General features: G+C 64.7%; 13 protein-coding genes. 2 read left to right on the top strand and 11 right to left on the bottom strand.

Annotation, left to right across the window (positions count from 1 at the left end):
• Positions 1 to 36 precede the first annotated feature (36 nt).
• From KTJ77_RS12270 to KTJ77_RS12220, 11 genes are all read right to left on the bottom strand, one after another.
• Positions 37 to 630, bottom strand: a complete 594-nt coding sequence (locus tag KTJ77_RS12270) for a histidine phosphatase family protein (protein ID WP_217338820.1) — start codon at positions 628 to 630, stop codon at positions 37 to 39.
• Complete coding sequence (locus KTJ77_RS12265) at positions 630 to 1,703, bottom strand: ABC transporter ATP-binding protein (RefSeq protein WP_217338819.1); 1,074 nt, start codon at positions 1,701 to 1,703, stop codon at positions 630 to 632. The genes KTJ77_RS12270 and KTJ77_RS12265 overlap by 1 nt, the downstream gene beginning before the upstream one ends.
• 16 nt (positions 1,704 to 1,719) lie before the next feature.
• Positions 1,720 to 3,396 carry an ABC transporter permease gene (locus KTJ77_RS12260; protein WP_367948918.1) on the bottom strand — a complete coding sequence of 559 codons (1,677 nt, stop codon included), beginning with the start codon at positions 3,394 to 3,396 and terminating at the stop codon, positions 1,720 to 1,722.
• Entirely contained in the window at positions 3,393 to 4,451 is a 1,059-nt protein-coding gene (locus KTJ77_RS12255) for an ABC transporter substrate-binding protein (protein WP_254367775.1), read from the bottom strand. The genes KTJ77_RS12260 and KTJ77_RS12255 overlap by 4 nt, the downstream gene beginning before the upstream one ends.
• Positions 4,452 to 4,459: 8 nt before the next feature.
• Positions 4,460 to 5,257, bottom strand: a complete 798-nt coding sequence (locus KTJ77_RS12250) for a metallophosphoesterase (protein ID WP_217338818.1) — start codon at positions 5,255 to 5,257, stop codon at positions 4,460 to 4,462.
• Complete coding sequence (locus tag KTJ77_RS12245) at positions 5,254 to 5,919, bottom strand: tyrosine-protein phosphatase (RefSeq protein WP_217338817.1); 666 nt, start codon at positions 5,917 to 5,919, stop codon at positions 5,254 to 5,256. Before KTJ77_RS12245 ends, KTJ77_RS12250 begins: the two co-directional genes overlap by 4 nt.
• A gap of 166 nt (positions 5,920 to 6,085) precedes the next feature.
• The gene (locus KTJ77_RS12240) at positions 6,086 to 6,901 is read right to left on the bottom strand and encodes a MurR/RpiR family transcriptional regulator (protein ID WP_217338816.1); all 816 of its coding nucleotides are present in this window, start codon (positions 6,899 to 6,901) and stop codon (positions 6,086 to 6,088) included.
• Positions 6,902 to 6,991: 90 nt separating this feature from the next.
• Entirely contained in the window at positions 6,992 to 7,795 is an 804-nt protein-coding gene (locus KTJ77_RS12235; protein WP_217338815.1) for a Pr6Pr family membrane protein, read from the bottom strand.
• A gap of 78 nt (positions 7,796 to 7,873) precedes the next feature.
• Positions 7,874 to 9,799, bottom strand: a complete 1,926-nt coding sequence (locus KTJ77_RS12230) for a M3 family metallopeptidase (protein WP_217338814.1) — start codon at positions 9,797 to 9,799, stop codon at positions 7,874 to 7,876.
• Between the two features lie 47 nt (positions 9,800 to 9,846).
• Positions 9,847 to 10,524 (bottom strand): peptidylprolyl isomerase, encoded by a 678-nt coding sequence (locus KTJ77_RS12225; RefSeq protein ID WP_217338813.1) that lies wholly within the window; start codon positions 10,522 to 10,524, stop codon positions 9,847 to 9,849.
• A gap of 59 nt (positions 10,525 to 10,583) precedes the next feature.
• Positions 10,584 to 11,141: a DUF4132 domain-containing protein gene (locus KTJ77_RS12220; RefSeq protein ID WP_217338812.1), complete on the bottom strand. Its 558-nt coding sequence runs from the start codon at positions 11,139 to 11,141 to the stop codon at positions 10,584 to 10,586.
• Between the two features lie 125 nt (positions 11,142 to 11,266).
• Between KTJ77_RS12220 and KTJ77_RS12215 the strand changes: the two genes are divergently transcribed.
• Together KTJ77_RS12215 and KTJ77_RS12210 are read left to right on the top strand one after the other, a co-directional pair.
• A complete protein-coding gene (locus KTJ77_RS12215) occupies positions 11,267 to 12,553 on the top strand; it encodes an adenylosuccinate synthase (RefSeq protein ID WP_217338811.1) in 1,287 nt (428 codons plus the stop codon).
• On the top strand, positions 12,553 to 13,746 hold the full coding sequence (locus KTJ77_RS12210; protein WP_217338810.1) for a beta-propeller fold lactonase family protein: 1,194 nt from the start codon (positions 12,553 to 12,555) through the stop codon (positions 13,744 to 13,746). The genes KTJ77_RS12215 and KTJ77_RS12210 overlap by 1 nt, the downstream gene beginning before the upstream one ends.
• Positions 13,747 to 13,779: the final 33 nt, after the last annotated feature.

The raw sequence follows: 13,779 nt of genomic DNA, 5'->3' as shown, positions 1-13,779 counted from the left end.
GGCCCAGCCGATAGCGGCTGGGCCTTCTCCGTCTTCTTAGTGTGGTGGAGCCTCTCGATCCAAGTCACCCACACGAGCCGTAGTTTCGGCGCGCAGGGACTGCGCGGTGATCGTGCCAGCCTCTGTGCGTTGCATGCGCACGGCCTCACCATTGAGAAGCCGGGGCCAGTCGCAATCGGTGAGCGCACTGATTCCGGCCCGAAGGAAGACGCCGTGGGCGACGACAATGGTCGGTGTGCCTTCCGACTCGGCGAGAATCCGCTCAAGCGCGGTCGCCGCACGGTCGCGCAACGTGGCCCATGGTTCCGCCCGAGGAAAATTGCCATCTGGCCAACGTGCGATGGCGTCATCGACGGGTTGCCCCTCGGCCTGACCGAAATCACGCTCGATGAGGTCGGCGCTCAGGGTGGGGTTGCCGAGACCGAAAGCGTCGCCCAGAATCGCTGCGCTCTGACGCGCGCGGGTGAGGGGCGATGACACCACGCGCTGCCATTCGGCCATGTCGCGGAGCACGGGGGCGAGCGTCGCGATCTGTTCACGGCCGGCATCGTCGAGCTCGATATCGGAGCGACCCTGAAACAGGCGCCGATCGTTCCAGGCGGTGCGGCCGTGGCGCACGACGATAAGCATTACGCGGTCACCAGCGGCGCGGCTGCCGTTGCGGCACCCTGGCGAAAGGCGTGCACGCCGGCAACCTCAACGCGTACCCGGTCGCCATGCGCGGGACGGAAGCCGACCGTCTTCACCCGGAAGCTCATGCCTGCCCAATCGACGACGAGGTCTCCACCGTCAGCCGTAAAGAGGGAGGAACGCACGATCCCATCCCCATCGGGATCGGCAACAACACGCACGTCTTGGCGGGCGATGGTGGCCTCGGCTTGGCCGTCACCGACGAGGTCTCCACCGAGGAGGGGAGCGGTCAGGGGGTGATCGCACGCCCGGAAGATACCGTCAGTCACTGTGCCCGCAACGATCGTTGCGTCATTCAAGAACGTGGCAACGAATGTCGATGCCGGCGCGCTGAGAACCTCGGCAGGCGTGCCGATCTGCTGTACCCGACCGGCATCCATAATCATCACGCGGTCGGCGATCGCCAACGCTTCTGCACGGTCGTGCGTGACGTGCACCACCGTGGTTCCGAAGTCTCGCGTCAGCGCGTGCAGCTCGAGTCGTAGACGATCACGCAGCGGCTCATCGAGCGCAGACAGGGCTTCGTCGAGGAGGAGAACGCGGGGTCGAGTGACGAGGGCGCGTGCCAGGGCGACGCGCTGACGCTGCCCACCGGAGAGTGTGGCCGGGTCGCGCCTGGCATAACCGTCCAACCCCACGAGCGTGAGCATTTCATCAACGCGCTGGTGTCGTTCCGTGCGGACAACCCCGGCACGGCGCAGGGGATAGTCGACGTTGCGAGCGACGTTCCAGTGCGGCCAGACGGCGTGCTGTTGAAACACCATGCCGAGCCCGCGCGCCTCGGGCGGAACCGGTCGGCCTTGGCCGGCGACGACCTCGCCGCCGATCGAGATATGCCCGGCGGTCGGCGTCAGGAATCCCGCAATCGTGCGCAACAGCGTGGTCTTGCCCGAACCGGAAGGGCCAACGAGCGCGATTGACTCCCCGTCGGCAATCGTGAGGTCGATATCGGCGAGGCCGAGCGTGCCGTTCGGGTAGCGCAGTGAAACCGCGTCAACAGAGACAGAAGCCATGATGTCCTTTCGATGCCTACGAGCGTGCTGTCGATCGCGTGGCGAAGCCAATAACCGCGATCCCCAACAACGCAACGAGAAGCGAGAGCGCAGCTGCGGTTCCAAATGCCCCCGCCTGCTGCAGATTAAAGATGACGACGCCGAGCGTTTGCGAGCCGGGTGAGAGCAGCAAAACGGACAGGGTCAGTTCGCGCACCGCGGTCACCGCGACGATGACGCCGCCGGAGAGCGCAGCGGGCAGCGCCATGCGTGCAGAAATGTCCCACAGCGCTCGCACCGGGCCAGCGCCGGCGATTCTCGCCGACTCCTCGGCGCTCGCGGCAGTGCTCTGCAGCGGCGCGACGACCGCCTGCACCACCAGCGCAATGAACGAGGTGACATACGCGCAGAGAATCAGCCACGGAGTGTTGAACAGGCCGATACGCGGCGCAATGATGAGCCATGCGACGGCGATCACGAGGCCCGGGATGGCTTGCGGAACCAGGGTGAGGGCCTGGAGTCCGCGTGCACTTTTCAGCGTGGTGCGGGTCGTGACGACACCGACAGCAAGGCCGAGCACCATGCACACCAGGGCTGCGCCGAGAGCCAGCATGATCGAGTTCGTTGCACCGGTCATGGTGTTCGAGCTACTGATCGCTGTCACAAAGTGGTCGAGTGTGATGTTCTCCATCGTGAACGGCAGACCGGGTGCGCGAATAAGGGCCTGCATGGCGAGCGCACACAGTGGCAACACGGTGAGGCCCAGCACGACGATGGCAACAATCATCCCCAGCGATCGCCGCCAGCGTCCCAGCGGCGTGCGCTGAATGGTTCCGGTCACGTCAAACTGCACACCGCGACGGCCGCGCGCAGAAATGACGGCGTCGAGCACGAGCGACAAGACCGCAACGGTGAGCAAAACGCTGCCGATCGTGGCAACGACGGTGAGGGGACTGTCTACTGTGGCGGACTGCAGGTAGCGGTAGACGAGTGTCGATAGCGTCGTGAAGCGCTCAGGCAAGCCAATGATGGAGGGAATGCCGAAGTCGGCGAGGTTGCCGACGGTGATGAGGACGAAGCTGGACAGCAGGGCGGGGCGCAGCAGGGGAAGTGTCACCGTGGTGAGGGCGCGTGCGGGGCCCGCGCCAGAAATCCGGGCCGCCTGCTCGAGGTCGGAGGGAATGCGACGCAGAGCCGCCGACATGATGAGCATCGCGAGCGGGTAGCTGTGCACGGTCAACAGGAAGATCACGCCATCGCCGCCGTACAGCGACCATAGTGGCGCACCGGTGAACGATGCCCACCAACGGTTCAGGGGGCTGGCCGGGCCGAGCACACCGAGCCACGCAATGGCGCCGACGAACGGCGGAACCAGCATGGGAGACAGCGCGAACAGGCGCAGCATGTTGCGCCCTGGCAGGTCGGTGCGGTCAAACAGAATTGCGAGTGCCGTGCCGAATGCCACAGCGAAGAGGCCGCTGATGGTCGCGGAGACGACCGAGTTGACGGCCGCTTCACGCATGTCTTCTTCAAGCAGGACGGAGAAATCGCCGCCACTGAGCGCCAGCATGACGACGGCGGTGAGTGGAACCACAATGACGGCACCGCACGCGATCCAGAGCGCAAAGACGAGCGTGGAAAGGGAACGTGGGCGGGCCGAGCCCGAGGCCCGGCCAGTGGCCGAGCCTCGGGGGGTAGCGGTGAGGGTGCTCACTTGAGGAAGAGCGTCCGGAAGGTCTCAACAGCAGCGTCCTGCGACGAGCGGATCGTCTCAAGGTCGGGGCTGAAGATCGTGATGTCGCTCATAGCCGGAGCGCCTTCTGGCGAGCCCACGTCGGAGCGAACCGGCAGGTACGCCTGCTCGACGGCGAGCTTCTGGCCCTCGGCGCTGACCAAGAAGTCAATGAATGCCTGCGCGGCTTCCGGGCTGTCCGAGTCAGCAAAGATGCCGGCCGGCTGTGACACGTACGGCACACCCTCGGTCGGGTAGGAGACCGCGATCGGTGAACCCTGGGCGGCGAGCTCGCGCACCAGGTAGTCAACGACGATGCCGACCGGCTGGGTGCCGGTAGCAACGGCCTGCGAGACCGGACCATTGCTGTCGGCAATGACCGGCTTGTTCTTGGCGAGGTTTTCCAGCCACGTTTCGCCGAGGGCGTCTTCGTTCATCCAGACCGCGGCGTTGTATGCGGCTGCCCCCGAGACATCCGGGTTCGGCATGACGATCTTGTCGGCGTATGCAGCGTCGGTGAGCTCCTGCCACGACGTCGGGGGCGTGGTGATCAGTGTCGTGTTGTACGCGATGACCGTCGGGATAATGCGCGTGCCGACGTAATAGTTTTCGTCGTCGACGACGTCGGGGTTGAGGGACTCCACGTCCTTCGGGGTGTACTGGGCGAGCAAACCATCCGCCGCATAGTTCTCGAAGGTTGCCGAGTCGGCAGCCAGGAGAACGTCAGCCTGGATTTCGCCAGAGGTCTGCTCGGCAGCGATACGCGCGGTGAGGTCACCGGTACCTGCGCGGAAGATCTCGACGGTGACCTCGGGGTGCGTTTCGTTGAAGGCGGCAACCAGAGCGTCAGCCTTCGCCTGCGGCTCCGACGTGTACAGCGTGATGGTCGTGGGCTCGAGCGTTTCGGGGGCGGATTCGCTGGATTCGGGCTTGGTCTCGGGTGCGGCTTCCGTCGCAGGGGCGGAGCAGCCGGCGAGCAGCATGCCGCCGGCGGCGAGGGCGGTGAGAGCAAACAAACGGTGACGCTTGATGGTCATGGTTTTCCTTAACGAGTAGGGATGGTGAGGGGAGAAGTGAAAAGTGGGCGGGGGGTCTGGAGCGCAACCGCCGTGGTGGCCGCGGCGCCGGGAAGCAGGTGCACCAGCGAGAACATCGGCATGTCATGACCGCTGACGTATTGCGGGCCAGCGTCCATGACCTGGTGGTAGGAAAGCGACGGGCCGACGGAGATCGGAACCCCGCGAACCGTGGCTGACAGCGCGTGATGGAAATGCCCGGAGAGGACTAAGCGCACGTCGCGACCGGCAGAAATGTCGAGAAAGGCGCTGGCGTCCGCAAGACCCGCACGTGCCAGCGACGGCATGGGGGAGCCAAGCGGTGCGTGGTGCACGGCGATCACGGTGCCGAGCGGAGCGGGCGTTTCCAGCTCGGTGCGCAACCAATCGCGCTGCACGGCGCCGAGCTCGCCGGTGTGAGAATCGAGCAGAATAACCCGCAGGCCATCGAGCATGACGGTGCGGTAGTGCGTTGTCTCGTGACCGCGGAGCACCCTCGAAGCGTCGGGGTCATCATGATTACCGAGCACCGTGAGGACGGGGGCGCCAGCCTGCTGCTCGAGTTTGGCGAAGGCGTCACGCAGCGCGGGGTAGATGCCGGGGTTGCGTCGCTCCGCGAGGTCACCAGAGACGATGATGGCCTCGGGGGTGACGCCGACGTCGGCGAGATAACTGCCGAGTCGAGTGAGGCGCTCGATGCCGTCAATCGATCCGTAGAGCGCGCGGTCTTCTGTGGCGTGCACGTCGCTGACGTGAACGATCGTGAGGCGGCCCGATTCAATGCTCATGCTGCGCGGTTTCCACGCGCCTTGCTCTGCAGGGCAAACAGCTGGCGTTCGGTGAGGCCGTGGGTGCGGAGATAGTCACGAGCTCCGCCCCACTCCGCGATGATGCTGAGCGCATAGTGCATGGCAGCTGGCGGGCTGTCCAGGTGTAGGCGCATGATGCCCGCACTGTCTTCGTGGCCTACGGCTGCCTGCTGTGCATGGGTGAGGCGAACCTTCCGCACCTCGGGGCCAGATGCCGCGTAGTCCGCAACAACCTCGTTCTCATCGTCGCCAGCGGCAAGTCGAGCGAGGGCGACGACGAGTCCGGTGCGGTCCTTGCCTGCGGTGCAGTGCACGAGGGCGGAACCGTCTGCGTCAGCGACAACGCCGACGGCAGCAGTCAATGCTGTGCCGCGCTCGCGGAGGAGCGTCTCGTACACCGATTCCAGAGTGCCGATAACCGGCGGCGTGGTTCCGTACAGGGGCACATTCACGACCGGGAGATCGGCGCGGCGTGCTGGCACTTCGTCGGGTTCGCGGAGATCAACGACCACGCTGACGCGCGCTGCTTCCAGCACCGCTTTGCCCGAGTCGGTGATCTGCTCCACAGCGCCGGTGCGAACCAGCCACGGGGTGGGTGCGCCGATCGTGCGGAGGTTGAAAATTCCGGTGTCGTTCGCCATGATCACTCCGTGTTACCTGCGTTCCGCTGGATCTGGAACGTCGTTACATGAGTAGCGTCACGGCCGTGGGTGAACGCCGGGTTACGGCGGGGCGACGTGGGCGGGAACGCGGAGTGTGCGGTGTATTGATCGCGCCGCTGTGGCGCACGTAACGTGGCGTGGGGAGTCAGTCGTCGGCGATCGCATCGGCGACGACATGACGCATTTGCGTGACATCGGCGTGTGACGCGTGCCTGGCAAGCTCCGCGTGAAGTGCATGCAGAACAACGGTGTGACCAAGACGCGCGTACGCCGGATCGACGGCGTGTGGCGTGCTGGCTGGGCCCGTTGAGATGGTCACGTGAGCGAGGCGCCCGAGAAAAGAGCGGGCATAGCTCGTGATGACAATGACGTGAGCGCCGCGTTCGTGGGCCGCGGTGACGGCGCGCATCGTTTGCGCGTTTGCCCCCGAATAGCTCAGCGCCAGGGCAACGTCACGGTCGGTGAGCGCATTGGCAGCAAACTGTTGGGCCAGTGCGTCAACCGGCGCCTCAATGGAATAGCCAATCGTCTGCATGCGCAGGGCGAAGTCTTGCAGCGGCGGGCCCGAGAATCCGCTGCCGATCAACACGATGCGACGGGCGTTCGTGAGCAGGTCGACTGCCCTGATGATGCGGTCTTCGTTGACGCATTCCCTTGCGGTGCTGAGCGCCGAGATGGCTTCGTCGAAGGCCGTCGCGCGCTGGTCGTCAGGAAGTGACGGTGAGGGTGTCGCCCTGGCGACTTCAAGGCGGAGGTGTTGAAATCCTCGAAACCCGAGGCTCTGGCACGCGCGGATCACGGTCGCGGTTGACGTGCCTGCGGCCTGCGCGAGCTCAGCGGTGGAGAGCCCGGTGATGTGGTCGGGGCGCTGAACAATGAGGTCGGCAACGCGTCGCTCGCTGGGCACGAGTGAGGCCAGCGATGCGCGGATTCGTGCGAGAGTGCCGGGGTCTGTCGTCATGGCCCGCCCTGTCGTGAAAAGTCGATGGCGTGAATCTACACGGCGGGGTTAACAAGAAGGGAACGCGAGTGAACGGGGAAGGGGGCGCGCTCAGGGTGCGGCGGTGGGGGCCGCGACTTCGGGTGCCGCCGTGGTCTCGGCGACCTCAGCCGATGGTTCCGGAACCACGGGTGCTGGCGAATCAGCACCGCGCCGCATGCGCGTGCGCCAGACGGCAAGCGCCGCGACCGCGAGAATGGCGGCGGCGATGCCGATGACGTAGAGGCCGACGCCGAAGTATCCGTTGGGTTGCAGGTACGGGTTGAGGAACGGGTAGGGGTACCAGTACGGGTCACCGGTGACCGGGCTCGTGACGTTCTCTCCGCGGAGGAGCGTGTACATCACCCAGGCGATGGGGAAGATCACGGCGACGCCCATGGCGGTCCAGCCCACGCGGCGCCGCGCAATGCAAAAGATGAGGTCGAGGAGGAAGATCGCGGGGCCGATGAGATGCAGTACTTCATTGGCCCAGACCACGGTGGCGCCCTGCTCCAGCACGTATCCGCGCAGCAGGATGTTGTAGACAATGCCGGTGACCACCATGTAGGTTCCGACGCTGATCCACGCGTACGACATCCAGCGTGGTTCCCACTGTTTGCGGGCGCCCCGTGTGAGTAGCCAGAGCCCGCCGATCAACATCACGATCGCGCCGAGACAGTTGGACAGGATCGTGAAGAAGCTGAAGAAGTTCACCAATGTCGTCGTAACGTCACGGCCCTTTTCTGCCGCGAGGGTGAACGTCGTGGTGAATTGTGCGATGACAGCGGCAGCGATGAGCGCCGCTGTTGCCAGGCGTACGATCGCCCAGATCACGCGGACATTCTTCGCCGGAGTCACTGCTGCGCCTTCGCTCATGCGGTTAGCGTAGCGGGTGGTCAGCGATTGACCGGGAACCCCGCGCGATATGTTGCGTGCGTCTGCCGCACCGCGCGCCTATCTGCCGCTGAGCCAGTCGCGGTACGCGTCAAAGGTGTACTCGCGCCCGAGGAAGTCGCGCACGAGGTCGGCCGCATCCTTCGTGCCGCCGGGCTCGAGCACCGATTCGCGGTAGCGGGTGGCGACGGTCTCGTTCATGAGGTCGTCGCCGAAAGCGGTGAGCAGATCGCGCGCGATGACCAGACTCCATTGGTAGGTGTAGTAGCTCGCGCCATAGCCGGTGAGGTGTCCGAACGAGCACGCGAAGTGGCTACCCTCAAGATTCTTGACGGGTGAAGTCGTGTCAACCCAGTGCGCGGCGGCCGCGGTGATGTCTGCCGGAACATCGTGGTGCAGTTGGTAGGAGACGCGGGCAAAGCCGAGCTGGCGCCGCACGAGAAGCGCGCGCCCAAACGCATCGGCTTCGCGCATGCGCTCAACGAGCGCCGCCGGAATCGCTTCGCCCTGGGTATTGCGGGCGAAGCGGGCGAGCACGTCGGCGTCCCACGCCCACTCTTCGAGCATTTGGCTCGGCGCCTCAACAAAGTCCCACTCCGTTGCGATGCCGCTCTGTGCGGTAAACCGCTGGTGTCCAGCGAGAATCGCGTGCACGAGGTGACCAAACTCGTGAAGGAACGTGGTCACCTCATCATGCTCCATGGTTCCGCGCGCAAAGTTGCACATCAGTACACCTTCGGGCAGCTCGACGCCGTCGCGACCTACGACGAGGTCGAAGCATGCCGCGTGGTTGAACTTGCCGTCGCGCGGGTGCATGTCGAGGTAAATGCGGCCGATGGTGGCGCCCGCTTTCGCAACATCGAATACGTGCACGTCGTCGTGCCACGTCGGCACACTGACCGGGTGGTACTCAAGGCCAAGGAGCGCGCCGGTGAGGTCAAGCACGCCCTGCATGACGGCGGTGAACGTGAAGTATGACCGCACGACCTGGGCGTCGACGTCATACTGCTCGCGCCTGATCGTGTTGAGCAGGTAGGCGAGATCGGCCGTTGTGACGTCGGTGGCGTGCGGAACCTCCTGCTGCAGTCGTGCGAGCACAGTGCCGTACTCGGTCGCAGCGGCATCGCGGGACGCATCGTCAACTCTGGTGAGGAAGGCATCGACGTTGGCCGACGAGCCAGCCATGCGCGTGGCGGTCTCAACGTCTGACCAGTCGCCGAAACCGAGGAGTTGCGCGCGCTCGCGGCGGACGTCGAGGAGCTCAGCGAGAATCGGGTCGTTTGCGGGCCAAGCGAGGTCGTTGTACAGCTTGGAGATGGCGACGCGGGTGTCACGGTTGGTGGCGTACTCGCGCACCGGAACGTAGTCGGGGTAGTCGGTGGTGAGCGTGATCAGGCCATCGTCGTCGACAGGGTGGTTGTCGATGAAGTCTTGCGGGAGCCCGGCGAGGGCGTCAGGGGCGATGCGCATGCTGCGCTTACCATCACGAATGTTCTTGTTGAACTCGACGCTGAGCTGTGAGTCGCGGTCGGCCAGTTCTTGTGCGCGAGCACGCCCGGCGTCGTCGAGTCCGACGCCGGCGAGCCTCAAGTCACGCAGCGTGTGTTCGAGAAGTCGCGACTCTTCTGCCGTGAGGTCACTGGCCTCATCGGTAGCGAGCGTGTTGGTGAACAGCTCGAAAAGGTCGCGATCAAGCATGAGCTCGGTTTCGAAGGCGACCGCGGCAAGATAGCGCTCTGACCCTGCGTCCCGGACAGCGGGGTCAGGGTGGCATTCACTGAGCACGTAGCTCGGGCTGCCGGCAGACTTCAGCGACCAGGTGACCTCATTCCAGAGGTTGAGCGTCTCCACCGCGGTGCGTGGCGTGCCGTCTTTCAGGGCTGCGACGTGTTCACGGGCCTTCGCGAGGAACGCATCGGGCCGGGTCGTGACGAACTCCATCCACTCGTCTGCGGACGTCGGAAGGGCGAGCAGTTCACTGGTCATGTGTCGAGGCTAGCCGGTGGTCGCGGCCCGCGGTGGTGGAACCGTGGCTATGGCGCGACCGACACCGATGAAATGTCGACGGGAGTCTTGGGGCCGACCTGGTCGTCGGCGAGACCGCCCTTCGCGATTTCCTGCACGATGTTCACGGAAGCCTCGTCGAACGTTCCGAACGGTGTGTAGGCGGGAGCCAGCGCACCAGCCGCATCCTGGTAGACGAGGAAGAACTGGGAACCGTTCGTGTTCGGTCCCGCGTTTGCCATCGCGACCGTGCCTGCAGGGTAGCTCTCATTGGGGTCGAGTTCGTCGGCGAATGAGTAGCCCGGACCGCCCGCACCGGTGCCAGACGGGTCTCCACACTGCAAAACGTAGATGCCACTCGTGGTCAGTCGGTGGCACAATGTGCCGTCGAAATAGCCCTGCTCGGCGAGCGACACGAAGTTGTTGACCGCGCACGGCGCCTTGTCGGCATCAAGCGTCAGGTTGAGGTCACCAGCCGAAGTAGCGATCGTGACGGAAACTTCGCCGGTGACTGCAGGCGTGGTGGGAGGAGCCGTCACCTTCTTGGCAGCCGGACTCGTGCTCGCCTGGTAGGCGCAAGTGGTGGCGGCCGAGGGCGTCGTCTCGCTCCCCGACGTCGACGAAGCGCTCGGGGTCGTGGCGCACCCGCCGAGGGTCAAAGCCAGCACAAACGTCGCGGCAACCGCCGCCAACCGAGAAGAACGCATGGTTAGAGCGTAAGGGGTCGGTGGCCGCCATGCCCGCCGCGAACACCGAGACTCGATCATCAGGGCTGTGTCTTGATCGCGCTCGTCCATTCCGGGTCGAACGCACCCTTCGCCGCAAACGCGAGGTAGTCGCGATAGGTCTCGCGCAGTAATACCGGCGGAACCTCAGCAATGGTCATCGGTACGCGTGAGACATCATCGACGCGAACGAACGTGAGCTCGAAAATCGAGACAGCATCGTCATTCTGCTCGGGGATCAACGCTCCGGAGATGGTGATGTGCACTTCGATACCCAGTTCAGTGAACAGCTTCGTGAATCGGAAGAACCAGGGCCCTTCGTCCGGCGTCTCACGCTGATAGCCACGCTTGCGCGCAACGGCACGCACGGCGCCAACGGTCGTGACGTAGCCGTCACGGTCGCGCACCGAGGTTCCGTCAGACGAAGGCGTGATCGCGGCGGCATCGAACTGTTCGAACAGCGCCGGGCGGTCCTGCTGTGCGGCCATGATGCCGCGCCACAGCACCGCGTCTTGTTGCGCAACCAACGACACGTGGGCGATGCGTACGACGGCATTATCGGCAACCGACACGACGTCACCTGCCGCGTTGTGCACCACGGCATCGACCCTAACGCGCCCTCGGTTAGGCGTCACAAATCGGCACCCGCACAGGCCTCCCAGGCCAAATGGGTAAGATTGGGTGGACCCACGCCCGGGTCCCTTTTCAGGGGGTGTATCCCAAAATGCCAGGAATCGTGATCGTCGGCGTCCAATGGGGCGACGAGGGCAAAGGTAAAGCGACAGACCTTCTCGGTGAACGCACCGACTGGGTCGTCAAGTTCAACGGCGGCAACAACGCCGGCCACACCGTTGTTGTGGGCAACGAGAAGTACGCACTTCACTTGCTCCCCAGCGGCATCCTTTCGCCCGGAGTCACGCCCGTCATCGGTAACGGTGTCGTCATCGACCTCGAAGTTCTCTTCGCTGAGCTCACCGCACTCAGCGCTCGCGGCATCGACGTCTCGCGCCTGAAGGTGAGCGCCAACGCGCACATCATCACGCAGTATCACCGCACACTCGACAAGGTCACCGAGCGCTTCCTCGGAAAGCGCCAGATCGGAACCACGGGTCGCGGAATCGGGCCGGCATACGCCGACAAGATCAACCGCGTGGGCATCCGCGTGCAAGACCTGTTCGACGAAAACATTCTGCGCCAGAAGGTCGAAGGTGCGCTCGACCAGAAGAACCACCTGCTGGTCAAGCTCTTCAACCGTCGCGCGATCACGGCCGACGAAATCGTCGACGACCTGCTCGCCTACGCAGAACGCCTGAAGCCGATGGCGGCTGACACCGCGCTGCTGCTGGCTGACGCTCTTGACCGGGGCGAAGTTGTCGTGTTTGAGGGTGGCCAGGCCACGATGCTCGACGTTGACCACGGAACCTACCCGTTCGTGACGTCGTCGTCGGCAACCGCTGGAGGCGCTGCAACGGGTTCAGGTGTCGGCCCGAACCGCCTCGACCGCATCGTCGGAATCGTCAAGGCGTACACGACGCGCGTTGGCTCTGGCCCGTTCACGACCGAACTGTTTGACGCTGATGGCGACATGTTGCGCTCGCGCGGTTTTGAGTTTGGAACCACGACCGGCCGTCCGCGCCGCGTCGGCTGGTACGACGCCCCGATCACGCGTTACGCCACTCGCATCAACGGTCTCACCGACCTGGTGCTGACGAAGCTCGACATTCTCACCGGCATCGAGCAGATCCCGGTGTGTGTCGCGTACGACGTTGACGGCGTTCGCTTTGACGAGGTTCCGGTCAACATGACCGACTTCCACCACGCCAAGCCGATCTACGAGTTCTTCCCCGGCTGGACGGAAGACATCTCCACCGCTCGCACGTTCGAAGACCTGCCGCAGAACGCGCAGGACTATGTTCTGGCACTCGAAAAGATGAGCAACACACGCATCTCGGTCATCGGCGTGGGCCCCGCCCGCGACGAGGTCGTCGTACGCACGCCGCTTCTCGACTAATGCGGTTCTGGCTCGGCGGGTACACCGCTGACATGAGCGGTCACGCCGCCGGTATTGGCGTATTGCTGGCAGGAGAGCCTGCCGCGCAATCGCCCCGCGGTGCGCTCACGTTTGCTGGCACAGCCGTGCACGCTGAGTCTCCCTCCTGGCTGGTCGCGCACCCCACACTCGATGTTGTCTACGCAACGCTCGAAGAGCGCGGTGCCGTCCAGGCCTTCCGTCGCACAGGTGAAGACACCCTCACCCCGTTCGGCGGCCCGGTATCAACCGGATACGCCACGTGCCACGCCGCCGTCGCGCCGGGTGCTGGCACGTTGGTGACTGCCGCCTATGGCGACGGAACCATTACGCGCGTGTCGCTCGCGGCGGACGGTTCGCTGCAGGGTGCGACGGCGCTGTCATCGACCACCGACCCGTACAGCTTTGAGGCGGCGAATCCGCCGGCGAGCCTCGCGGCGAGTGCGGCGAACGGAGCGATTGATCTGAGTGCTGCCGCCGCGGCACTTCGAGAGGCCGCTGGCCCCGAATTCGCGCACCTGGTTCCGGACTATGACAACCCGGAACCCGTCGAGACGCTCCCTGTCGTCGAAGATCCGAACGCGCGCGTTTCTCGCGGTCACCACACCACGTTCGTGGCTGGTGGGCTGTTTGCGACGACCGACCTCGGCTTTGACCTGGTGCGAATCTGGCGAGGCGACATCGAAATTCAGCAGGTTGCGCTGCCAAAGGGGTCGGGCCCGCGGCACGCGGTGTGGCACCCGAGCGGTCACCTCTACGTCGTCACGGAGTATTCAGGTGAGGTCTATGGCCTGGCTCCTGACCGGGAAGGCATGTGGCGCATCGTCACCGCGGTTCCGGTTTCACGGGAAATATCGTTCGGTGTTGACTTTCCTGCGGAGATTTCGATGACCGCAGATGGCCTGTTCTTGCACGTCACTGTGCGCGGTTCCAACACGATCGCGACGATCGCGGTGCGTGATGGTGGCGCACGACTCGACAGCCTTGCGCTCGTCGAGTCGGGTGTGGACTGGCCCCGTCACCACGTACTCGTTGGTGACACGATTCTTGTCGCGGGGCAGCGCTCTGACGAGGTCGTTTCGTTCAGCATCGACCCCCGCTCGGGCGTTGTTGGTCAGCTTTTGCACCGCGCCCCTGCCCCGACGCCGACGGCTCTGGTTCCGATCTTCGACTAGCCCTCCGCTCGCTCGCTATCGTGCCTCGCGGGA

The sequence above is a fragment of the Microbacterium sp. NC79 genome, assembly GCF_019061125.1.
In the GTDB taxonomy this organism is placed as follows: Bacteria; Actinomycetota; Actinomycetes; order Actinomycetales; family Microbacteriaceae; genus Microbacterium.
This window is presented reverse-complemented; position numbering and strand designations above follow the sequence as displayed.